General features: G+C 34.4%; 17 protein-coding genes (1 of these 17 cut by a window edge). 10 read left to right on the forward strand and 7 right to left on the reverse strand.

Annotated features, from left to right (window positions below):
* From J3U35_RS01400 to J3U35_RS01410, 3 genes are all read left to right on the forward strand, one after another.
* Positions 1–2184, forward strand: the 3' portion of a protein-coding gene (locus J3U35_RS01400; protein WP_267359058.1) for a filamentous hemagglutinin N-terminal domain-containing protein. Its footprint begins 402 nt before the window's first position; 2184 of the gene's 2586 nt are visible here — the last part of the coding sequence; its start codon lies beyond the left edge, outside the window; its stop codon occupies positions 2182–2184.
* Positions 2185–2889: 705 nt separating this feature from the next.
* A complete protein-coding gene (locus J3U35_RS01405) occupies positions 2890–5820 on the forward strand; it encodes a filamentous hemagglutinin N-terminal domain-containing protein (RefSeq protein WP_267359060.1) in 2931 nt (976 codons plus the stop codon).
* 332 nt (positions 5821–6152) lie between these two features.
* Entirely contained in the window at positions 6153–8789 is a 2637-nt protein-coding gene (locus tag J3U35_RS01410; protein WP_267359061.1) for a filamentous hemagglutinin N-terminal domain-containing protein, read from the forward strand.
* Between the two features lie 142 nt (positions 8790–8931).
* On the opposite strand, the gene J3U35_RS01415 is transcribed toward J3U35_RS01410, so the two are convergent.
* Complete coding sequence (locus J3U35_RS01415; RefSeq protein WP_267351721.1) at positions 8932–9531, reverse strand: CHAP domain-containing protein; 600 nt, start codon at positions 9529–9531, stop codon at positions 8932–8934.
* Between the two features lie 163 nt (positions 9532–9694).
* On the opposite strand from J3U35_RS01415, the gene yccX reads away from it, so the two are divergent.
* From yccX to J3U35_RS01440, 5 genes are all read left to right on the forward strand, one after another.
* Complete coding sequence (gene yccX, locus J3U35_RS01420) at positions 9695–9973, forward strand: acylphosphatase (RefSeq protein ID WP_267359064.1); 279 nt, start codon at positions 9695–9697, stop codon at positions 9971–9973.
* A 101-nt stretch (positions 9974–10074) separates the two neighbouring features.
* Positions 10075–10638 carry an LPS export ABC transporter periplasmic protein LptC gene (lptC, locus tag J3U35_RS01425; RefSeq protein WP_267359066.1) on the forward strand — a complete coding sequence of 188 codons (564 nt, stop codon included), beginning with the start codon at positions 10075–10077 and terminating at the stop codon, positions 10636–10638.
* 3 nt (positions 10639–10641) lie between these two features.
* Positions 10642–11202, forward strand: a complete 561-nt coding sequence (lptA, locus tag J3U35_RS01430; protein WP_065559063.1) for a lipopolysaccharide transport periplasmic protein LptA — start codon at positions 10642–10644, stop codon at positions 11200–11202.
* A gap of 1 nt (position 11203) precedes the next feature.
* A complete protein-coding gene (gene lptB, locus J3U35_RS01435; RefSeq protein ID WP_065559064.1) occupies positions 11204–11929 on the forward strand; it encodes an LPS export ABC transporter ATP-binding protein in 726 nt (241 codons plus the stop codon).
* Positions 11929–13344, forward strand: a complete 1416-nt coding sequence (locus J3U35_RS01440; RefSeq protein WP_411596973.1) for an RNA polymerase factor sigma-54 — start codon at positions 11929–11931, stop codon at positions 13342–13344. The genes lptB and J3U35_RS01440 overlap by 1 nt, the downstream gene beginning before the upstream one ends.
* 323 nt (positions 13345–13667) lie before the next feature.
* Here J3U35_RS01440 and leuD read toward each other — a convergent pair whose 3' ends face one another.
* From leuD to leuA, 4 genes are all read right to left on the reverse strand, one after another.
* Positions 13668–14270: a 3-isopropylmalate dehydratase small subunit gene (leuD, locus tag J3U35_RS01445; protein WP_267359068.1), complete on the reverse strand. Its 603-nt coding sequence runs from the start codon at positions 14268–14270 to the stop codon at positions 13668–13670.
* Between the two features lie 10 nt (positions 14271–14280).
* Complete coding sequence (leuC, locus tag J3U35_RS01450) at positions 14281–15690, reverse strand: 3-isopropylmalate dehydratase large subunit (RefSeq protein ID WP_267359070.1); 1410 nt, start codon at positions 15688–15690, stop codon at positions 14281–14283.
* Positions 15691–15758: 68 nt separating this feature from the next.
* On the reverse strand, positions 15759–16838 hold the full coding sequence (leuB, locus tag J3U35_RS01455) for a 3-isopropylmalate dehydrogenase (RefSeq protein WP_267351712.1): 1080 nt from the start codon (positions 16836–16838) through the stop codon (positions 15759–15761).
* A gap of 69 nt (positions 16839–16907) precedes the next feature.
* Positions 16908–18455, reverse strand: coding sequence for a 2-isopropylmalate synthase (leuA, locus tag J3U35_RS01460; protein WP_267359072.1), 1548 nt, complete (start codon positions 18453–18455; stop codon positions 16908–16910).
* A 448-nt stretch (positions 18456–18903) separates the two neighbouring features.
* On the opposite strand from leuA, the gene nfsB reads away from it, so the two are divergent.
* Positions 18904–19548: an oxygen-insensitive NAD(P)H nitroreductase gene (nfsB, locus tag J3U35_RS01465; RefSeq protein WP_267359074.1), complete on the forward strand. Its 645-nt coding sequence runs from the start codon at positions 18904–18906 to the stop codon at positions 19546–19548.
* Positions 19549–19601: 53 nt separating this feature from the next.
* Here nfsB and J3U35_RS01470 read toward each other — a convergent pair whose 3' ends face one another.
* Entirely contained in the window at positions 19602–20462 is an 861-nt protein-coding gene (locus J3U35_RS01470; protein ID WP_267359076.1) for a hypothetical protein, read from the reverse strand.
* Between the two features lie 230 nt (positions 20463–20692).
* On the opposite strand from J3U35_RS01470, the gene ettA reads away from it, so the two are divergent.
* Positions 20693–22360: an energy-dependent translational throttle protein EttA gene (gene ettA / locus J3U35_RS01475; RefSeq protein WP_267359078.1), complete on the forward strand. Its 1668-nt coding sequence runs from the start codon at positions 20693–20695 to the stop codon at positions 22358–22360.
* Between the two features lie 54 nt (positions 22361–22414).
* Here ettA and J3U35_RS01480 read toward each other — a convergent pair whose 3' ends face one another.
* Complete coding sequence (locus J3U35_RS01480; RefSeq protein ID WP_267359080.1) at positions 22415–24046, reverse strand: DUF2813 domain-containing protein; 1632 nt, start codon at positions 24044–24046, stop codon at positions 22415–22417.
* Between the last annotated feature and the right edge of the window lies 1 nt (position 24047).

Here is a 24047-nt window from a genome sequence, read left to right on the forward strand (position 1 = left end):
TCAAACGGTAGTAAAACGCAATTAGCCGGTAATATCAATGGTAATGCATCACTACAAAATAGCGCCAAGGTAATATTGAACGAAGTAAATTCGCAAAATATCAGTCAATTAAATGGTTATATCGAGGTGGCCGGTCAAAAAGCCCAAGTAGTTATCGCCAATCCGGCAGGCATAACCTGTAACGGTTGTGGTTTTATTAATGCAGACAGGGCAACTTTAACCACCGGTAAACCGCTAGTGGAAAATGGAAAATTGGCGGGTTATCACGTGGAACAGGGTCAAATAGCCATAACAGGGGATGGATTAAAAAATTCAGGGCAAGATTATACCGATTTAATTGCACGTAGTGTAAAGGTTAATGCGGAATTGTGGGCGAATAAAGAAATCACTATTCTGACAGGTCAAAACAAAGTGAGTGCAGATCTGGCAACAATTAAAAATGTGGTATCAGACACGAATACTGTAAAACCTGAGTTTGCTCTAGATGTATCAGCGTTAGGCGGAATGTATGCCGGAAAAATTCAGATGGTGGGTACTGACGCAGGGGTAGGTGTTCGTAATAATGGGACACTCATGGCAAGTGCGGGAATGTTGAATCTATTGGTTAGTGGTAAAATTTTAAATAATGTGGGGGGTAATATTAAGGCAACACAAGATATCTTGCTAGACAGTCAACAATTAGAAAATCATGGCACAATTGCCAGTCAAAAAAATGTCGACGTGTTGGGTAGAACAGAGATAAAAAATTATGGGATTATTGAAGCGAAAGAAGATATCAAAATCAAAACTAATACATTGATTGCCAACGAAAATAGATTGTCTGCAGGCAATAATCTTAGCGCAGAAAGTGAGGGCTTTCTTAGTACATGGACAGGGAATGTGAGTGCCAACACAATTGTATTAAAATCTGGGCACACTAAAAATGTGGGCAAAATGAATGCGGTTGAAAAGATAGAAATTAAAGCATCATATGCCGAAAATGCGGGTGATTTATCAGCAGGAGAAAGCGTTACTGTATCGAGTGATAAAATCAAAAATGATTGGTTTGGTGTAATTCAGTCGAAAAATATTACCTTAGAAGGGAAAGATTTTGAGAATTATAGCGAAGTAAATGCCAAGGCTAAATTAAGCATTGTTGCTGATGTTATGAACGTAAATAAACTAACATCTGGAAAGGAAATATCGGTCGTTAGTGAAAAAAATATTATCAATAAAGATACAGGTTTAATTCAAGCTGGAGAAGTTGTTTCATTATCTGGAACAAATATAGTTAATGAAGGTAATATTAAAAGTTCATTTGTAGTTTTAAGTGCCGGACATGTTGGAACCGTGGTTAATACTTGGCGTGGAAAAATAGAAGCCGATAAAGCTGTTTCCATAACGATGAAACATTTTGATAATTGGGGATTGGTAAGTGGTGATGCTGGAGATATTGAATCGATGGGAAAAGTGTATAATCAAGGTCAAATTGCGATAAAATCAAATTTACATTTTAACTATCATGAATTTAAAAATGATTGGAACGGTAAACTATCTTCCAATTACGCTATGATTGAGCCTAGTTCTGTTAATTTTGATAATGATATTACCAACTATGGTCTAATAGAGGTTGGTTCGATGAATGTGATTACTAATAATTTATATAATTATGGGAAAATTTTAGCGACTTATTTTTATTTATCAGGCAGTAATTTTGTAAATAATTGGCAAAGCCTAATAAAGGCTAATGAAATATTTACTCAGTTTGAAAATTTTAGAAATTACAATGAAATCACTGCTGCTAAAAAGTTAACGATTAAAGTTACAGATGGCTATAACCAAGGAAAAATTCATTCATCAAAAGAATTAGATATAGTCAGTAACAACTTTAAAAATGATTGGCAAGGTGAAATCAGTGCCAACACGATTAAAATAGAAGGACAAATAAATGAAGAAGGAATAATTGAAGGACGATTTGATAATCGAAAATCAATCCGTGCTAATGATACATTGAAGATTAACGTAACAGAGTTTTACAATAATGGAGAGTTATTTGCCCAAAATAAAATAGACGGTGTCAGTAAACATTTCAAAAATGATTGGTTTGGCGTTATCGATACTAATCTTCTTGTATTAAAAGTTGAAAATGGGATAGAAAATTTTGGACAGATAAATGCAAAAGAATTACAAGAAATCAGTGATTAGTATTTATCCAACATTTAAAAGTTTTAATCATGATAAATAAAATTTTATCTCGGTAAAATATCATATTGGTTTATCAGTTGTGTTTAAATGACTGATAAGCCAATAATGCCACATTTCGTTCCTTTGATAATCCTTTCTTTCAATTTCCTTCCCTTTGTTGACAGATTATTTTGCAATAACATTTTGTTTTTCATCGATAATTTTGTGATGAAGGTTTGTTAACAACATTGATCATTTAACTGTTCAAAAAACATCAATGATTTGTTAATCGGATTAATAATGCATCTGATTTGACATGAACTCCTTAATACGTGGACTATCAAACCAAATATTAAGATTTTATTGTGTGGCATAAACTTCAAAAGAATTAAAGTCTAACTTAGTTAAACTCGAAAATTGACAAAAAAATAAATAAAATCTTTGACTAAATATGAAGTTAAAGTTTATTATAAAAAAATTAAGTTATCTAAATCATATAAAATTTTCCGTTGCTATTTGCCTGTTTATTTTAGGGGCAATCAAATTGTGGTAATGGTTCCAAATATATAAATCTTATCGTTGTCATTTTTAGTTGTATCAATTTCAATAATTATTTGTTTGGTTAATTATAAAAAAATATGGATTTATTGAGCATGACCCATTGTTTAATAGATAAATATGATTTGTCTTAGCATGTTAGAAAATAGATGAAAGGTGAGAAATACTATGAACAAGAATTTTTTTCGTATTGTTTTTAATAAGACTCGTGGATTGTATGTTGTGGTATCCGAAATGGTTAGTTCCCATCAAGTCATGACAAGTCATAATCAGACTACAAAAAAAATTGAAGTGATTTCTAAACATAAAAATCAATCCTTTATGTTAAAACCCTTAGTATTTTTATCCTATATCGCTTTAGGTATGGTTGGCATTGTTGAATCTAGTTACGCAAATAATATCGTTGTCGATCAAAATGCCAATCAAGCGCAACGTCCAGCCATTCAAGGCTTACCAAACGGCGTAACACAAATTGATATCGCAACGCCAACAAAAGGGGGCGTTTCACATAATAAATATACGCAATTTGATGTTTCAAAAAATGGCGTCATTTTAAATAACTCTCGTGACGGTAGTAAAACACAATTAGCCGGTGATATTAATGGTAATGCATCACTGCAAAATAGCGCCAAAGTCATACTAAACGAAGTGAATTCGCAAAATATCAGCCAATTAAATGGTTATATCGAGGTGGCCGGTCAAAAAGCCCAAGTGATCATCGCCAATCCGGCCGGTATAACCTGTAATGGTTGTGGTTTTATTAATGCAGATAGGGCAACCTTGACGACCGGTAAACCATTAATGAAAGATGGACAATTGATTGGTTATCATGTTGAAAAAGGGCAAATAGCCATTACAGGGGATGGATTAAAAAATTCAGGGCAAGATTACACCGATTTAATCGCACGTAGTGTGAATGTCAATGCCAAGTTATGGGCAAATAAAGAAATCACTATTGTGACCGGTCAAGGCAAAGTGAAAGCAGATCTGACTAAGATTGAAAAAATTGTATCAGACACCAATACTGCGCAACCTGAGTTTGCACTGGATGTTTCAGCGTTAGGTGGAATGTATGCTGGAAAAATTAAGATGATAGGTACCGAAACAGGGGTAGGTGTACGTAATAATGGAATACTTATGGCTAATGCGGGGACGTTAAATTTATCGGTGGATGGTAAAATTTTAAATAATGTCGGTGGTAATCTTAAAGCAACAAAAGACATCTTATTAAACAGTCAACAAATAGAAAATCATGGCACAATTGCTGCTCAAAAAAATGTCAGTTTAATGGCAAAAACAGAAGTAAAAAATTATGGAACCGTTGAAGCGAAAGAAGATATCAATCTAAAAGCATCTAAATTGGTTGCGAATGAGGGTAAATTGTCAGCAGGAAAAAATATTACTTCATTTAGTCAAGAATTTATTAGTACATGGACAGGTAATATAAATGCTGTAGCTATTACAATAACAGCCAAACGTACCAAAAATGTTGGAAGATTAAGAGCACAAATGATAAAAATTTCTGCTAATTATACTGAAAATGCGGGAAATGTATCAACCACCGATAAAATTAGTGTATCGGGTGATAATATAAAAAATGATTGGGAAGGGAAAATTGAATCAGCAGATGTAGATTTAGAGGGTAAAAACGTTGAAAATTACGGTGAAGTTGAAGCTAAGGATAAATTAAACATAGTTGCAGATGACGTGACAAATGAGAACAAATTAACCTCAGAAAAAGATTTAATCGTACATAGTGATAATATCACCAATAAGGATAAAGGCTCAATTCAAGCTGGAGAAAATGTTTCATTAGAAGGAAATAATATCGTTAATGAAGGTGAAGTAAAATCACCAACGGTAAACTTAGGAAACACATCTGAATCGAAAATAACCAATACATCGCAAGGTAAAATCATTGCAGAGGATCGAATCAATGTAAACGGTATGCAATTTGATAACCATGGTTGGATTACCGGTAATTGGGCTAATATAAGATTAACTAACGGAATGTACAATAATGGTAATATCGCATTTAAAGATAAGATGGAATTAAATATCAAAAACTTAAAAAATGATTGGCAAGGTATTTTAAAAAGTTCAAAAATACGTATCAAAAATGATGACTTAGGGACAGATTTAACTAACTTTGGTGTTATTGATGCAGATAACATGAATTTACAACTTGAAGAAGTATCCAACTTTGGTCAATTGTTAGCAAAGGAGTCGCTATCTTTAAACGCCAGCAAATTGGAAAATGGTAGGGAAGGCATCATAAAATCGAATAAAGTTAAATTATCTTCATCAAAAATCTATAATTACAATCAAATTATTGCTAAAGAACAACTTGAAATCAATTCTACTGAAATATTATATAATCAAGGAAAATTATTGGCTCAGGATAAAATAGCAATATCCAGTAATTATTTTAAAAATGATTGGTTAGGAGAGGTGAATGCCGATGAAATAAGTCTAAATGGTATTACTGTTAATGATTTGGTTTCATTTGAAGATAGTAGGTTTGATAACTACAATAAAGTTACTGCCAATAAAAATTTAAAACTTGATACAGCTGATATTTATAATCAAGCGAAATTAATAGCTGTTGAGCGATTAACGACTAAAAGCACTAATTTTAAAAACGATTGGCAAGCGGAAATCAGCGCTAATAAAATTGAAATAAACAGTGAAAATTTTGACAATCGAAAAATCGTAAACGCAAAGGATAAACTCGTTATTAAAGCTGGACAAATTTATAATAATGGCGAGATATTTGCCAAAAATGAGATATATACAGAAACTAAGCAATTTAAGAATGATTGGTTAGGAATTATCAAAACTAATAATATCAATGTAGCAGGTGGAAATAATATCAACAATTTAGGTACAATTAATGTTGATAAATTAGATAACACTCAACATAATCAGCGATATAAAATCGAAAATTCGGCTTCAGAGATATTTTTCACTTTAGATAATAATACTTTTTCCAATGACAAACAAAATACAATAAAAACGGAAACTATCATATCTAATATTACGGATATGATTATTTTCCATATAATGCATCGCGATTATAACAATCAGAAAAATCAATAAAATCTTATCGTTACACTAAGGTTTGATGAGATATCCTATTGTTATTATTCAATAAAAAAATCGATATCACAGGGAATTTATCATAATTCCCTCAGTGAGTTGTAATTAACTTAAATTGTTTCGCTGATCCTCCTTATCTAATTTAAATGTTCTTGATGTAACATTAGACTAAAAAAATTAATAGATCTTATTGATGATATTAATAAACGATAAAACTTCTTAAGTTTTAATTACTGTGTCAAATTTTTTCAATGTTCACTGAACTTTTATTTATCTAAAAATTAGCTGTATATAACTTAATGCATTAACAATTGATGAAAGGTGGAAATAATATGAATAGAAATTTATATCGAATTATTTTTAATAAAGCTCGAAATGTATTTATTGTTGTATCCGAACTGGTTAAATTGCATCAAATGGTGGCAAGTAATAAAAATAAAGTTGGAATAATTCATCAAAAACACGGCTCAATTTACCCAGCAAAACCCTTCAAAATAAAACCTTTAATATTTATATCGTATATCGCATTGGGAATGGTTAGTCTGATTGATAGCTGTTATGCTACCAATATTGTCGCAGACAAAACAGCCGATCGTAGTCAACGCCCCGATATTTATCAACATTCTGACGGCATCAAAATAATTAATATTACTAATCCATCGAGTAGTGGGGTTTCACATAATAAATATACTCAATTTGATGTATCCAAAAAAGGAGTGATATTAAACAATGGAACAGATCGATATGCAACGCAATTAGTGGAGTTTGTTAACGGTAATATATCACTCACACAAAGCGCTAAAGTCATTTTGAATGAAGTCAATTCACCTAATATTAGTCAGTTGAATGGATACATTGAAGTGGCCGGTCCAAAAGCACAAGTGATCATTGCCAACCCAGCGGGTATAACCTGTAATGGATGTGGTTTTATCAATGCTGACCGAGCAACTTTAACAACCGGTAAACCGCTAGTAGAAAACGGAAAATTGACTGGGTATCAAGTTGAACGTGGACATATTTATGTTACGGGTCAAGGCTTAAAAAATACCGGGCAAGATTATACGGATATCATTGCTCGAAGTGTGAAAATTAATGCTGAATTATGGGCTAATAAAGAAATTAATGTGATAGCAGGTCAAAATAATGTCGGTACAGATTTAAGCTTTACTGAGAATAAAAAAGATGAAATCTATCAAGATAGATTTAATTATGGTATTGATGTATCTGCTTTAGGTGGCATGTACGCAGGTAAAATTACATTGAGTGCAAATGAACAAGGTGTCGGTGTGCGTAATTCAGGAACGTTGGGCGTAAGTGCTGGAGACCTTAACATCAATGCCAATGGTATCATTATTAATAACAATTATATGACGGCAAAGGACTCAATCAATTTTAATAGTTCTGAAATAAGAAACAATACGACTATAGAAAGTGGAAAAAATCTTAATATACAAAGTCAATATGTAGAAAATTTCGGTAAGCTTTCCGCTGGAGAACAATTTACTGCTGATAGCGTTTATATATTAAATACAAATGATATCAAATCAAAAAATGTTCAACTTAAAGCTCAATATGTTAAAAATTATGGTGTTATTGAAGCAAGTAATGATATAACTATGAAAGCTAACAACACGTATAATGCAAACAAAATATTGGCGGAAAATAATATTGCCCTATCTGGTTACACTATTTTTAACGACAAACAAAGTTTGATACAATCACAGAACCAAAACATCCAACTAAATTCTAGTATTTTTGAAAATCAAGGCACGATAAAATCATATCATCTTTATGTAAATAGTGATGACTTTATAAATAACAGCACTGGAAATATTGAAATTGGTAAATATATTAATATAAAGGGGTCGTCATTTAAAAATTATGGTTTAGTTAAGTCTTCAGTTGATTTAGATAGTTCGGTAATTCATTTGAATAACTATGGAAAACTTTTATCCGATCGCATTAATATAAACGCTTTTTACTTTATAAATGCAGGGAAAGGTGAGTTAACAGCTAATTCAATATCTTTAACTGGTTCAAATTTAGAAAACTACAATGTAATATATGGAGGTGAAAATTTATCTATTTCTGAAAAAGAATATCTTTACAATCAAGGAGAACTGAATTCAAAAGGGGATCTGTCCATTTACGGCAAAATTTTCAAAAATGACTGGAATGGTAGGATTACTTCTTACAATATATCACTATCAAGTGAAAAACTTGAAAATCATAATTTAATTGAAGGGTATAATAACTTAACAATTAACGCTACTGATTTATATAACCAAGGCGAATTATCATCTTTTAAATCAGCGTTGATAAGTCAAGGCTATTTCAAAAATGATTGGAATGGATTCGTTAAAGGTAGCAATATCACGATTACTGGAAAAAATTTTGAAAACCATAACCAAGTTACTGCAGAAAAGTTATTAAGTATAGATTCAACAAAAGTTTATAATCAAGGAACATTAGCTTCTGAACAAACCTTAAATACCAATTCAGATTATTTAATAAATGATTGGAAAGGTCAAATGCAAGGATATGATATCAATATTTCAGGAGAAAAGTTTGAAAATAATAATATTGTTGATGTATACAAAACAATGTCTATAAAATCTAAGGATGTTTATAATCAAGGAAAACTTATTTCTGAACATACGATAGATTTAACACCAACTAAACTGTTCAATGATTGGAACGGTGTAATTATTGCTGGATTAGGATTATCAATATCAGGTAACGAATTTGAAAATCACAATCTAGTTAGATCTAACACTGTACAGAAAATTGATGTTGATAAAGTTTATAATCAAGGTCAACTAATTGGGGATAAAGAGCTTTATATAAAAGCAAAAAAAGTTAATAATGATTGGCACGGTAAAATTTATGGTATTAATATTTATGTTGATGTTCCTGAACTAATCAATAATGGATTGATTATTGGAGATATCAAAAGTAAAGAGTTATAAGTAAATTATTGAACTGCTTTTTTACAAGAAACAATAACGATCCTAGTTTATTGATGGAAAAAACTGGGATCGTAATTAACTATTTATATAAATTATAAATAGTTTTTAAATTTATATTCTCTTAATAATGATTAATTTAACATTAATTTTTACGCAGATAGCCTAAAACCCGAAATGAATCAATCTTCCATAGACCGTCTTTATAAATTAAAGGAATCGTTTCACGAGAGCTAGCATTAGGACCAGGGTTTTGCTGGACAATTTCTATCTCATTATCGCTGACTTTACTGATAATAGCGACATGACCATATCTGCTCCATCCCATGACAATGATATCCTCAACTTGAGGTTTTGACCCTGAACCATTGTGATATTGCAGTAGATTACGTTTGGGATTGATTTTTCCGTCGGCGATAGAATCATCAAAAAAATCTTTCGCATGACCATAACTATCTGGCATCTTATGATCAAAGCGCTCATAGTAATAACGCTTAATAAATTCGACGCATTGGTATTTCAAACCGAGATTATATCCATCTTTAGACGTATTGCGTCCACTCACATTACCTACATGACCATTATAGTAAACTTTGACACCATTAAATTCATCGACAACAACGCCTACTTTATCTGTATCAACCAGAAAATACGCATAAATTTGTTGACAAAAAAGGTAGCTACTTAATGACAAAATCAACATAATTAAAAACAAACTTTTTTTATATTTGAAGAGTCGTTTCATTGTTATTCCTTATTTAATCATTTGAGTATTTAGGTTTTGTTTTTTTATTCATCATAGCTTTTTATCAATAAAAGTAAAATATATAAAATATGAATATATTGATTCAAATATCAATATAACTTCATTATTATGGACTAAGAAAATAGTCGTATAAGGTTGTGACATGATAAGACTAATTAAAATTATAGTAAGTGGTTCGGTGCAAGGTGTCGGTTTTCGTTTTTTTACTTATCAACAAGCAGTAAAAATAGGCTTAGTGGGTTATGTTAAGAATTTAGAAAATGGTGCCGTTGAAATAATTGCACAAGGTAATAATCAACAGATTTCACAGCTAATACTGTGGTTTGAGCATGGTGGACCGCGATCTGCTCGCATTACCCAAATTAATATGAGTGAATTACCACTCCAAGAAAATTTAACTTCTTTTAATGTCAGATATTAATTTAATGAAAAATGCAGTAAAATATCTTAAATTTTTGGCTTAATTAAATAATATTTTTTCCTAACTTGTGAATAACTTTATGAGCGTAATTGACTTCTGTTATGAATAAAAAAAACTTAATCTGTATTTTACTTCTCATTATTGTGATTGGCGTTTACTATAATTATCAGAAAGATAATGATGTTGTCACTCAACCTGTTACAGATTTATCTAATACGCCTATTTATCAAAGTGATGAAATGATAACTAAAATTTATGATTTGTCAGGAGAAATTATTTATAAAATTGAATCAGCACATGTCCGTTATTTTGATGATACGGATAATACCGAATTTGATTTACCTAATTTTACCCTTTATGATGCCGATCATGTTGCCACTTGGCATATTAAAGCAAAAAAAGCAACCTTGACTGATGATAAATTGATTTATCTTTATCAGGATGTTCAGTTAGATAATCTTGTGCCAGATGCTCAATTGCAACAAGTAAAAACGGATAAAGCGGTGGTTGATTTAAATACACAACATGTCACATCTAAAGACCCCGTAATACTCAAAGGCATTGGATTTTACTCAACAGGCATTGGGTTAGATGGTGATTTACAAGCCAAAACGGCTAATATCCTTGAAAATATAAAAACGTATTATAATACTGAGGCAAAATAAAAAATGAGTTCGCAAAAAAAAGTTATTCTTCCATTATTTTTACTATTATCTGTGTCATTTTGTTGTTTTGCGGATCAATCCAATATTCAAATTTCAAATGAAAATCAAGAACAAACGCCAAAAACAACAATTAACAATAAACCGATTGCTATTGATGCCGATAATCAACAAATTGATATTGAAAAAAATACCATTACTTTTAGTGGTAATGTGAATATTGTTCAAGATGAATTAACTATTATTGCAGATAAAGTTGTTATTACAGATATGCAAGATTCATCAAAACAAAAAATCACTGCTTATGGCAAACCAGTAAAGTTTAAGCAAATCTTACCTGAAAAAAATAAAATTGTAACAGGTCACGCTTCACAAGTAATCTACAGCGTTAAAGACAATAAGGTAACATTGCAAGGTAATGCCCACATGTATCAACAAGATAATCATGTTAGCAGTGAACTCATTACTTATGATGTCAAAAAACAATACATTACTGCACATTCAAATAATAACGCACGAGTTAAGAGCACTATCTTACCTAATCAAGTAAAAGAGATGAATAAATAAAATGTCAATATTAAAGGCAGAAAATTTAGCCAAAGTTTATAAAAAACGGCGCGTTGTGGAAGATGTGAGCTTAACAGTCAATTCGGGCGAAATAGTCGGATTGCTAGGGCCTAATGGCGCAGGTAAAACAACCACATTTTATATGGTCGTTGGTATAGTGGCGTTAGATGCGGGTAAAATCTATCTGGATGACGATGATATTAGTATTTTACCATTACATGAACGTGCTCAAAAAGGAATAGGTTACTTACCTCAAGAAGCCTCAATTTTTAGAAAACTATCTGTTATTGATAATATCATGTCGATTTTAGAAACTCGCCGAGACATAGATAAAAATGAAAAATTAGAAAGAGCAGAAGAACTGCTTGAAGAATTTCATATTACGCATATTCGGGATAGTATTGGTCAATCTTTATCGGGTGGTGAACGGCGACGAGTTGAAATTGCCAGAGCTTTAGCGGCTAATCCAAAATTTATTTTGTTGGATGAACCTTTTGCTGGCGTTGACCCGATTTCAGTAATTGATATTAAAAATATAATAAAACATCTACGTGATCGTGGACTTGGTGTTTTAATCACTGATCACAATGTACGTGAAACTTTAGATGTCTGCGAAAGAGCTTATATCGTCAATAAAGGTCATTTGATTGCCGATGGAACACCAAGTAGTATCTTAAGTAACGAATATGTCAAACGCGTTTACTTAGGAAATGAATTTAGACTATGATAAAACCTAGTTTTCAGCTGAAAGTATCCCAACAATTATCGATGACGCCACAATTACAACTTGCTATTCGATTACTTCAGTTGTCAACGTTGGAATTACAACAAGAAATTCAAACCGCACTGGAAAATAATCCTTTATTAGAAATTGCTGAACACTATGACGAAATTAACGTTGACGAAAGTGCGGTGACTGAAAATTTAGATACCCGTGACGCATTAGATAGCCCAGAAATACCTGAGGATATACCATTAGATGCATCCTTAGATGATATTTATTCAGCTGGGACGCCGTCTGGTACTTATTCGGATTATTGTAACGATGAATTACCTATCTATCAGGGTGAAACTCATGAAACGCTATACGATTATTTGAAATGGCAACTTGATCTTACCCCTTTTAGCGAGACTGATCGCGCCATTGCAATTTCAATCATTCAAGCCATTGATGATCGCGGTTATTTAACGGCGACAACTCAAGAACTGCTTGAAGCGCAAGGTAATGCTGAAATAGAGCTTGATGAAATTGAGGCTGTTTTAAAGCGGATTTGGCATTTTGACCCAATTGGCGTGGGAGCCAGAACGCTACAAGAGTGTCTGTCAATTCAAATTCAATATTTAGATGCCCCAAAATTAGTTAAACAGATAATTGATAATCATTTGGAATTATTGGCAAGCCGTGATTATCGAACATTGAAAAAATTACTCAATGTGAGTGAGGAACAACTTAAAGCATCGATTGAATTTATCAAGCATTTACATCCTTATCCTGGTGACCTGCTAAATACGACGCAACCTGATTATGTTGTTCCCGATGTACTAGTTAAAAAAGTGGCGGGTAAATGGCAGGTTGAGTTGAATACTGATACCATACCCAACCTACGCATTAATCAACACTATGCGAAAATGGCAAAATCGGCTAATGATAGCGATAGTCAATATATTCGTGCAAATTTGCAAGAAGCGAATTGGTTTATAAAAAGTATTGAAAGTCGCAATGAAACTTTATTCAAAGTGAGTCAATTTATTGTTGAACATCAACAAGCTTTTTTTGAGCATGGAACAGAGCAGATGAAACCGTTGATTTTATCTGATGTTGCCACGGCAATTGATATGCATGAATCCACTGTTTCGAGAGTAACATCGCAAAAATATTTGCAATGTCCGAGGGGAATATTTGAACTCAAGTTCTTTTTCTCCAGCCATGTTAATACGGAATCAGGTGGTGAAGCCTCATCTACTGCAATTCGAGCTTTAATCAAAAAATATATTTCAGCAGAAGACCGAAAAAAACCGTTAAGTGATAGTAAGTTAGTCTCAATATTTGAAGATCAGGGTATTATTATTGCACGCCGTACCGTCGCCAAATATCGAGAAGCGTTATCTATTCCACCGTCAAATCAACGCAAACAACTTTAGTTATACCGTTAATTTTATTCAATCATCATTTAGGGAGTGATAACTTTACTGACTGGTGATGAAGCACAATCTATCAACCATTGAAAATGATCGCTAGATTGTTTAATTGAATTCACTCATCTTGATGATTTATTGTCGTATTCTTTGTTACTTTTTATTCCTTATGAACAATTTATAGTCATAATTTTCTGATGTAAAAATAAGTTGCGGAAATATATATTATATTGGTCATCTAAGTGAAATGTTCTTGGGTAACTTATTTTAAAAAAAGGTGATATATCATCGCTTAAATAGTAATAAGCGATGATATCTTCATTAAGAGTTTATGCTAAAAAAGAAGGGATTTTATGTTCAAATGCACTGATTGCATCTTCATGTTGTAGCGTTAAACCAATATTATCTAATCCATTTAATAAACAATGGCGTTTAAAAGCATCAATTTTAAAAGGATATTGCTTATCGCCTGCAATCACGACTTCGTTAACCAGATCGATAGTAAATTCGATTCCTTCATTGGCTTCAACAATTTTGAAAAGTTCATCAATATCTTCTTCTGGCAGATTCACTAACAATAGTTGATTGTTAAACGAGTTGTTATAAAAAATATCGGCAAAACTCGATCCGATAATCGTTTTAAAACCATAATCAGTTAATGCCCATGGAGCGTGTTCACGAGAAGATCCACAACCAAAGTTTTCACGAGCTAATAAAATACTCGCCCCCTTATAACGAGGTTTATTTAACACAAATTCTGGATTTGGTTGTTCGCCAATATCATCTAAAAAACGCCATTCATGAAAAGCATGTTTACCAAATCCAGTACGAGTTACTTTTTGTAAAAATTGTTTTGGAATAATCGCATCGGTATCAACATTAGCCGCATCTAAAGGAACGACTAGTCCTGTGTGTGTTGTAAATTTTGCCATGACCGTCTCCTTAAAATGGTTTGCGAATATCTGTAAAATAGCCAGTGATTGCTGCTGCGGCAGCCATAGCAGGACTGACTAAATGCGTTCTGGCGTCTCGACCTTGTCGGCCTTCAAAATTACGATTACTGGTCGATGCACAGCGATCCCCCGGCGCTAATTTATCATCATTCATGGCTAAACACATTGAACACCCAGGTAGACGCCACTCAAAACCCGCATCGATAAAAATCTTATCTAAACCTTCGGCTTCAGCTTGTTGCTTCACAGGCCCCGAACCAGGCACCACCAAAGCTTGCACGCCGTTAGCGACTTTACGTCCTTGAGCAATTTTTGCCGCGGCACGGAGATCTTCAATTCGAGAATTAGTACAGGATCCAATAAAGACTTTATTAATCTTGATATCACTTATTTTTGTCCCTGCGGTTAATCCCATATAGGTTAATGCACGCTGAGCAGACTGTTTTTCAATGGGATCGGCAAAATCATTTGGATTTGGCACGGCGGCATCAATGGATGTGACCTGTCCGGGATTGGTTCCCCAAGTGACTTGTGGGGCAATATCTTTGGCTTCAAGAGTAACAACACGATCAAAATGTGCACCGTCATCGGTTTTTAAGGTTTTCCAATAATCTACCGCTTTGTCAAAATCGTCCCCTTTTGGTGAAAATTGGCGACCTTTTAAGTATGCAAAGGTGACTTCATCGGGTGCTACCAGACCAGCCTTAGCTCCCATTTCAATTGCCATATTACATAGTGTCATACGGCCTTCCATTGATAAGGCTTTAATGGCCTCACCACAAAACTCAACGACATGCCCTGTGCCACCAGCACTGGTTGTCTTACCGATAATGGCTAAAATAATATCTTTAGCGGTAATGCCGTCGGCCACTTGACCTTTCACTTCGATTCTCATGGTTTTAGCACGACCTTGTTTTAAGGTTTGCGTTGCTAATACATGTTCAACTTCTGATGTGCCAATACCAAAAGCGAGTGCGCCAAATGCGCCATGTGTTGCGGTATGTGAATCCCCACAAACTATTGTCATACCGGGTAATGTCATCCCTTGTTCTGGGCCGACAACATGGACGATACCTCGCAATGGACTGTGTAGCCCATAAAGTGAAACACCAAATTCTTCAGCATTTTTGGCAAGTTCAGTTAATTGAATTTGAGCCATTTCGCTACATGCATTTAAATCATTACTTTTGGTTGAGGTATTATGATCCATGGTTGCAAAGGTTTTATGGGGTTGTCTCACTTTTCGATTCATCGCCCGTAAACCATCAAAAGCTTGAGGTGAGGTCACTTCATGAACTAAGTGACGGTCGATATATAAAATAGGTGTTTCATTTGGCGCTTCATACACAACATGCGCATCATATAATTTTTGATACAATGTTTTTGGGTTTGTTGACATTGCTTTATTCCTTTATTGTTATCCTGAAGATTAACCGAATTTTTTCAACTTAAGCATATTAAATTTTGTTAGATAAAACGGCAGATAGCATCGCCCATTTCATCGGTTGAAACATACTGACCGCCTCGAGCTAAATCAATTGTTCTGATGCCTTGTTCCAGCGCTTGATTAACTGCATTTTCAATTGCTTTAGCAATATCATCACGTTTTAAGCTATAACGGACTAATAATGCTAAAGAGAGTATTTGGGCGGCTGGATTGGCAATATTTTTTCCTGCTATATCGGGCGCACTACCACCAGCGGGTTCATATAACCCAAAACCTTGCTCATTTAGACTCGCAGAAGGTAGCATTCCCATTGAACCGGTTATCATGGCACATTCATCCGATAAAATGTCGCCAAATAGGTTTGAACATAAAATCACGTCAAATTGTGAAGGGTCTTTCACCAGTTGCATAGTGGCATTATCAATATACATATGTTCAAGCGTGACATCGGGATAATCTTTAGCAATTTCAGTGACAACTTCTCGCCATAATATTGATGTTTGTAAAACGTTGGCTTTATCTACCGAGGTGACTTTTTTACGTCTAATTTTGGCTGCTTCAAAAGCCATTTTTGCGATACGTTCAATTTCAAATCGATGATAGACTTCGGTATCATAAGCTCTTTCTTGGGCACCTGTGCCTTCACGTCCTTTGGGTAAACCAAAATAGATTCCGCCAGTTAATTCCCGCATACATAAAATATCAAAGCCACGTTTAGCAATGTCTTCACGTAAAGGACAAAGTTCTTCTAAACCTTGATAAAGACTTGCTGGTCGCATATTAGCAAATAATTTGAAATGTTTACGTAGTGGTAATAATGCACCACGTTCTGGCTGTTGATCAGGGGGTAAATGTGTCCATTTAGGCCCGCCAACAGATCCAAACAATATGGCATCAGCTTTTTCACAACCTTCCAGTGTGTCATTAGGTAGTGGACAGCCATGAATATCAATCGCTGCGCCACCTACATCATATTCACTTGTGGTAATAGAAAGTTGATATTTTTGACGGATAATATCAAGCACTTTATAGGCTTGTTTCATGACTTCTGGCCCAATTCCATCCCCTGGTAATACTGCAATATGGTAATTTTGTGACATGTTTTTATTCCTTAACAATCTCATTAAAATTGGTTATTTTGTTCCTGATGAACAAAACAAGATGCGTTCTCAATCATGATGTAATTTTTGTTTTTCCTCGGCAACTTGGTTTGCTTGATAAACATTATTCAAGACATTTATCAATGCTAAAGCTGACGAATGCACAATATCGGTAGCTAGCCCAACGCCGTGAAATTTTCGACCTTTATATTCAGCAACAATATCAACCTGACCTAGCGCATTTTCGCCTTGACCTTTTGATGCCAATTGATATTTAACAATTGAAATAGGTTCGCCAGTAATACGATTTATTGCTTGATAAACGGCATCGACGGGGCCATTACCAGTTGCTGCATCAGAGAATTTTTGATCACCAATAATTAAGCTTACTGATGCAGTCGATACGACCGTGGAACCTGATTGAACATTAAAGTAATCTAATTTGTAATGATCTTGTTCATCTTTCAATTGATTAATGAATATTAATGCTTCAAGATCATAATCAAAAACTTGTCCTTTTTTGTCTGCCAATTCAAGAAAAGCTTCATAAACTTGATCTAAATTATAGTCTGTATCATGGTAGCCTAATTCTTCTAAGCGATGCTTAACCGCTGCACGCCCTGATCGTGAGGTAAGATTTAATTGAACTTGATTTAACCCAATTGATTCGGGGGTCATGATTTCGTAGGTTTCTCGGTTTTTTAGAATACCATCTTGATGAATACCGGATGAGTGCGCAAAAGCATTACTGCCAATAACGGCTTTATTCGCCGGTATTGGCATATTGGTAATTTGACTGACAATTTGACTGGTACGATAAATTTCTTGATGTTTGATATTAGTATGAACATTTAGGATATTTTGACGAACTTTGATCGCCATAATCACTTCTTCCAAAGCGGTGTTTCCTGCTCGTTCGCCTAAACCATTCATCGCCCCTTCAATTTGCCGAGCACCTTCTTGAATTGCGCTAATCGAGTTAGCCACCGACATACCCAAGTCATCATGACAATGAACAGAGATAATCGCTTTATCAATGTTCGGGACACGTTCAAATAAGGTACGAATAATGCCACCAAATTGATAAGGAACAGTATAACCGACAGTATCTGGGATATTGATCGTCGTTGCCCCGGCTTTAATTGCCGCTTCAACGATCCGACATAAGTTATCAATTGGGGTACGACCTGCATCTTCACAAGAAAACTCCACATCATTAGTATAATTACGTGCACGCTTAATGCAGTGCACAGCCCTGTCAACGACATCATCAAATGTCATTTTTAATTTATCTTGTACATGTAACGTCGATGTTGCCATAAACGTATGAATGCGAAACTGATCCGCAACTTTCAATGCTTCAGCTGCAACATCAATATCCTTATCAATACAGCGTGATAGCGCACAAACCCGGCTATCTTTAATGGTTTTTGCAATGGTTTGTACCGATTCAAAATCACCGGGAGATGAAACAGGAAAACCAACCTCCATAACATCAACTCGCATTCGTTCTAAAGCTAATGCAATTTGCAATTTTTCTTTTACACTTAGACTTGCTTGTAATGCCTGTTCGCCATCACGTAATGTTGTATCAAAAATAATGACTTGGTTGCTCATTGTTTTTTCCTTTTCTTATTTAGCGCTATCTCGGTGTTTAGCGTTATAAAACAAAAAACCCGCACTTTAGCGCGGGTTCTTGTTAATTTGTCGAGTATTTTATATTTAAAACTTTTACTCCAAACACAAGCTATCCGCGCAAGACAATGCGAGGAGGAGGCTGAGGTTGTGAGTTAAAAAGTTAATAAACATAAAAATCTCTAAATTCAACAGTTATACAAAATAAATTGGTGTTATTTTTATCAAATGCTGATGAATGTGTCAACGATTATTTGTCAATGAATAAAAAATATTCTAAACTAAAATTGTCTATGCCTTATTCTAACTATTATTCTCGACTAATTTTCAAAGTTCGTCCTATCAAAATAATATATTGAGCGTCTTATCATTCTGGTTATACTATTTCTTATGGTATTAATTATTTAAATCATTAATTAAGGACATTAAAATGAACATAGTTGAAATTTCAGAAAAACGTTATACCACAAAACATTATGATCCAACTAAAAAAATTCCGGCTAAGGTGATTGAACAACTTTTAACAGTATTAAGAAACAGTCCATCTTCGGTTAACTCTCAACCGTGGCATTTTTATGTTATTGATAACGAAGCCACTAAAAATAAAATTTTGCCAGCAATAGCTGATTTTAATCAACCACGTGTCACCGGCTCATCACATACTATTGTTTTTTGCATTAAAACCCCGTTGGATGAAGCCCATTTAGTCAATCTCCTTAATCAAGAAGAGAAAGACGGACGTTTGCCTTCGGCGGAATTAAAGGCGTCTCAAGATCAGGGCCGACGTTATTTTGTAAATTTAAATAGCAAAACACCTGAATCGCAACAGTGTTGGGAAGGTAAACAAGCCTATATTGCGTTAGGGCAATTGCTTTTTGCCGCTGCGGCAATTGGTGTGGATTCTACTGCAATAGAGGGTTACGATTCTGCAAAAATGGATGAAATTTTAGATCTTAAAAACAAAGGATTGAAAAGCATTGTGGTTGCAACATTAGGTTATCGTGCTCAAGATGATGGTAATGCGCATCGTCCTAAATCACGTCTGCCGAAAGATCAAATCTTCACCTTCTTATAATCTGATTAACATCCCACCTCGTATTAGGTGGGATGGGTAAAAAGGGTATGGTATTACTTCTCTGAATAATTGCTATAGTGTTTCAGTTTCTCTTCCAGCACTTGTTGTTGTTTAAAAGAAAACTTTTCATAAAAAAAGAAATAACCCATATCTTGCTGTATAAAAAACGCATAACCTTTTGGTGTTTTCTCGATTTTGAAAAATTCAGCATAGTTAATATTAAAATAATTTTCTACTCTTTTTTGGTAATTGAATGCTATATGATCATTATAAAAAATACAGGTCATACTGCGAAAGCGTTCATTTAATGTTAAAACCTGTTTTCTTGCTTGCTGTTTAAGACTAAAATTAAGTATCGTAGGTAATAAAATAATAGCTAATATGAAAGCTAATACAGACAGTGGCAAATTTTTTATAATTGCCGCCAACAAACCTAAAACGGAAAAGAAAATAGATAAAGTCAACGTAGTTTTGTAATGATTGCGAGATATATGACGAAATAAAACATATAATCGTTGATAGTCAAATTGATAATTTATCGTTGCTATTTCGGGTTGTTGATTTTTGCTTAAATAAGGAGCCAAATAATCTTTTAGCAGCAGTAACTCATCCTGTTGAAACAGATCATAACGAACAAATTCAAAAATTATCTTATTACTAAAAAAAAATAACCCAGTTGTGGTTTCTTTTATTTGATATAGATCAGAGTAATAGAAAGTACTGACTTCGTTTTTATCGTTATTTAGCCTCCCTATTTTTTCATTATCGAAGGTGAAGGTAAAATTACGCATATTATCAGCAATTGAATCATCTATTTTTTGTGTAAACTCATCATCCAAACAATCTTGCAGCGCGTAATAAGTATCGACAATATATTGTCGATCAATATGGCAATTAACTGTGATGTTACTCATTCTTGCTCATAAAATGGTCTTTATCACTCATACTGTCAATTTAATAGGTTATTAATTATATATAAAACCAATTATATTGCATGTTAAACATAAAAGAGAGTGAATAAATCTAATCAATTCGACAAATAACCCTAGACCCCATTGACAGAATCGTTACAATATACGGCATGACTTTTATAGCAAGTAAAATTAACTTGGCTATGATTAATTTAACAAACGGATGATGTTTTATGGCGCAATATGTTTATACCATGAATCGTGTTGGGAAGATTGTTCCTCCTAAACGTTATATTTTAAAAGATATCTCTTTAAGTTTTTTCCCTGGTGCTAAAATTGGTGTTCTTGGCTTAAATGGGGCAGGTAAATCGACATTACTACGAATTATGGCAGGAGTGGATACCGAAATTGAAGGTGAAGCTCGTCCACAGCCGGACATAAAAATAGGTTATTTACCGCAAGAACCTAAACTTGATCCTAAGCAAACTGTACGTGAAGCAATTGAACAAGCTGTTGGTGATGCCAAAAAAGCATTGGCTCGTTTAGATGAAGTTTATGCGGCTTATGCTGATCCAGATGCTGATTTTGACAAATTAGCCAAAGAACAAGCTGAACTTGAAGCAATTATTCAATCGAAAGATGCGCATAATCTGGATAATCAATTAGAACGAGCTGCCGATGCGCTACGCCTGCCTGATTGGGATGCAAAAATCGAAAATTTATCGGGTGGTGAGCGTCGCCGTGTTGCTATTTGCCAGTTATTGCTGGAAAAACCGGACATGTTATTAATTGACGAACCGACTAACCATTTAGATGCTGAATCTGTGGCATGGTTAGAACGCTTTTTACATGACTATGAAGGCACTGTGGTCGCTGTAACCCATGACCGTTACTTCTTAGACAATGTTGCTGGTTGGATTTTAGAGCTAGACCGAGGCGAAGGTATTCCATGGGAAGGTAATTACTCATCTTGGCTTGAACAGAAAGATCAGCGATTAGCGCAAGAAGCGGCAACCGAATCTGCTCGCCGTAAATCGATTGAAAAAGAGCTTGAATGGGTACGCCAAAATCCAAAAGGTCGCCAAGCAAAAAGCAAAGCCCGTCTAGCCCGTTTTGAAGAGCTTAATAGCAACGATTACCAAAAACGTAATGAAACTAATGAACTCTTTATTCCGCCTGGGCAACGTTTAGGTGATAAAGTTATCGAAGTGCAAAACTTAACTAAATCCTATGGTGATCGAGTATTAATCGATAATCTGTCATTTAGTATTCCTAAAGGGGCGATTGTTGGGATCATTGGTCCAAATGGTGCGGGTAAATCGACGCTATTTAGAATGCTATCGGGTAAAGAACAACCAGATTCAGGAACTATCACATTAGGTGATACCGTACAACTTGCCTCTGTCGATCAATTCCGTGACAGTATGGATGATAATAAGACTGTTTGGGATGAAATTTCAAATGGGCAAGATATTATGCGTATTGGTAACTTCGAAATTTCAAGCCGTGCCTATGTTGGTCGCTTTAATTTTAAAGGCGTTGATCAGCAAAAAAGAGTTGGTGAGTTGTCTGGTGGTGAACGTGGTCGGGTGCATTTAGCTAAGTTATTACAAGTTGGTGGTAATGTACTATTACTGGATGAACCAACCAATGACTTAGATGTCGAAACACTGCGAGCACTGGAAAATGCGTTATTAGAGTTTCCGGGCTGTGCATTAGTTATTTCGCATGACCGTTGGTTCTTAGATCGTATTGCAACCCATATTTTAGACTACCAAGATGAAGGGCATGTGGAGTTCTTTGAAGGTAACTTTACCGAATATGAAGAGTGGAAAAAACGGACTTTAGGGGCAGAAGCCTTAGAGCCGAAACGTGCCAAATACAAACGTATAGCAAAATAGGTTGTATCGACTTCCGCCGATAACTACGGCGGAATATGACAGGGACTTAACTGGCTATAATGTTGGATCGAGCTTATTTGAGGCTTTAATTATTTTCGAAAAAGCGTCAATTAAAAGAGGAGGAATCGATTTTACTCCTCTTGATTTTGCATCATCACAAACTGCAATCGCTAAATCAGGTTTTGAGCTATTATGGATCGCTTTTTGAATAATTTTATGGACGGGCAAATCAATATATTCAACAGTATGATAGGCCGCTAATTTATACACATGGCTAAAACCATTTTTAAAAAGAAAATTCTCGATGTCTCGAGCGGGCAAAATAGTTAAATACTCATTCGGGTCTTTATCCGAAGGACACAAAGATTTTAACGTTTCAGCATATTTTTTACCTGCCATATCGCCGTCGGTAATGACATACCAGTGAATCCCCATTTTATTGGCATACTTAATTAATGGTTTTAAACCACATTGAGCAAATTCCAGTAACTGCACGCCTTCAGAACTAAGATGATATCCGCTTTGTTCTGCGAGTTCTCGTAGTAACCAGACTTCCGTTTCACCCTCCACTAATAGCCAGCAACGTGCAAAGATAGCACTTGCCCGTCGATAGAGAACGTGAAATAAGATTCGACGGTTATCATCAACACTCAATGAATTCGGTGCAATATATTTTGTCACTATCTGATCAGGTAGACGAATCAACCGATAAATATTTTCTAATGGAAAGAGAGAAACGAGATCACTTGAATTGGAGGTGATGATTTTTTGTGTAGGTAGATTTTTAAGTAATCGGAAACCAATTGATAGAATAATTGGATGAAGTTGGCTTTCTGGCTCTTCTAAAATTAAAATTGGTACTGCGTTTTGCGTTAAAGGATTATCACTTTTGGCAATCATAATAGAGCCGAAAATATCTAACAAAGCTGTCCGTAAATAGCGATTATCAAGCTCATCTAAAATATTATTAATGCGTTCAAGTGAATTCCAATCTTCACTACGAGGGCTATTTTTCTTTGCGACATTTTGATAACGTTGTTCAGGATTGCCAAAATAGTATTCTAATAAAGCACGTCCAGCTTTTAAGCCTTGTTGCAATTCATTTTGACTTAACTGTGCTGAGTTTTCGTGTAACTGTTTAGAAAGTTGATCTATAAAATATTCTGATAAAGGTTGATTGGTGACAGGTAGGTTAGGCGTATTCGTTGCATTTTTAAGGGCGACTACTGGATTAAGTTCAATAAGGGTTGCAATGAATGAATCTGGATCGGAAAGCGTATAGCGCTTGTTGTGATAATCAACTAAATTATGTTGGCTAATAATATTTGTATTGTGTTTATTAGCCGTGAGTTGATAAGTAATTCGTCTAAAATTATCTTGTTCTATTTGATAAGCAACAGCTTGTAAAGTTTGATGACTTTGGTTATTCAGCTCATTTTCATAAGATTCGCAATAAGTTGCAGTAATACTAATTTTATTGCCATAATTTTCATGTTTATCGTGATAAAAATCGGAATCAACAAATTGATAAAATTTTTTATCCAGTGATAAAAGGGTTAGTGCACGGATTAAGCTTGAACGTCCCCAACGGTTTTCACCAATCAGAACACTGGCTTGTGAATTTAATTTTAATGATAATCGGCTTATTCCTTGAAATCCTTCAATATCGATTTGTTCAATAAACATA

The organism is Gilliamella sp. B2717 (assembly GCF_026536675.1).
GTDB lineage: Bacteria > Pseudomonadota > Gammaproteobacteria > Enterobacterales > Orbaceae > Gilliamella > Gilliamella apicola_I.

Bases quoted from the DNA above. Each gene is read 5' to 3' on its own strand.
- J3U35_RS01405 (WP_267359060.1), top strand. From the start codon at position 2,890: ATGAACAAGAATTTTTTTCGTATTGTTTTTAATAAGACTCGTGGATTG.
- J3U35_RS01410 (WP_267359061.1), top strand. From the start codon at position 6,153: ATGAATAGAAATTTATATCGAATTATTTTTAATAAAGCTCGAAATGTA.
- J3U35_RS01415 (WP_267351721.1), bottom strand. From the start codon at position 9,531: ATGAAACGACTCTTCAAATATAAAAAAAGTTTGTTTTTAATTATGTTG.
- yccX (WP_267359064.1), top strand. From the start codon at position 9,695: ATGATAAGACTAATTAAAATTATAGTAAGTGGTTCGGTGCAAGGTGTC.
- lptC (WP_267359066.1), top strand. From the start codon at position 10,075: ATGAATAAAAAAAACTTAATCTGTATTTTACTTCTCATTATTGTGATT.
- lptA (WP_065559063.1), top strand. From the start codon at position 10,642: ATGAGTTCGCAAAAAAAAGTTATTCTTCCATTATTTTTACTATTATCT.
- lptB (WP_065559064.1), top strand. From the start codon at position 11,204: ATGTCAATATTAAAGGCAGAAAATTTAGCCAAAGTTTATAAAAAACGG.
- leuD (WP_267359068.1), bottom strand. From the start codon at position 14,270: ATGGCAAAATTTACAACACACACAGGACTAGTCGTTCCTTTAGATGCG.
- leuC (WP_267359070.1), bottom strand. From the start codon at position 15,690: ATGTCAACAAACCCAAAAACATTGTATCAAAAATTATATGATGCGCAT.
- leuB (WP_267351712.1), bottom strand. From the start codon at position 16,838: ATGTCACAAAATTACCATATTGCAGTATTACCAGGGGATGGAATTGGG.
- leuA (WP_267359072.1), bottom strand. From the start codon at position 18,455: ATGAGCAACCAAGTCATTATTTTTGATACAACATTACGTGATGGCGAA.
- nfsB (WP_267359074.1), top strand. From the start codon at position 18,904: ATGAACATAGTTGAAATTTCAGAAAAACGTTATACCACAAAACATTAT.
- J3U35_RS01470 (WP_267359076.1), bottom strand. From the start codon at position 20,462: ATGAGTAACATCACAGTTAATTGCCATATTGATCGACAATATATTGTC.
- ettA (WP_267359078.1), top strand. From the start codon at position 20,693: ATGGCGCAATATGTTTATACCATGAATCGTGTTGGGAAGATTGTTCCT.
- J3U35_RS01480 (WP_267359080.1), bottom strand. From the start codon at position 24,046: ATGTTTATTGAACAAATCGATATTGAAGGATTTCAAGGAATAAGCCGA.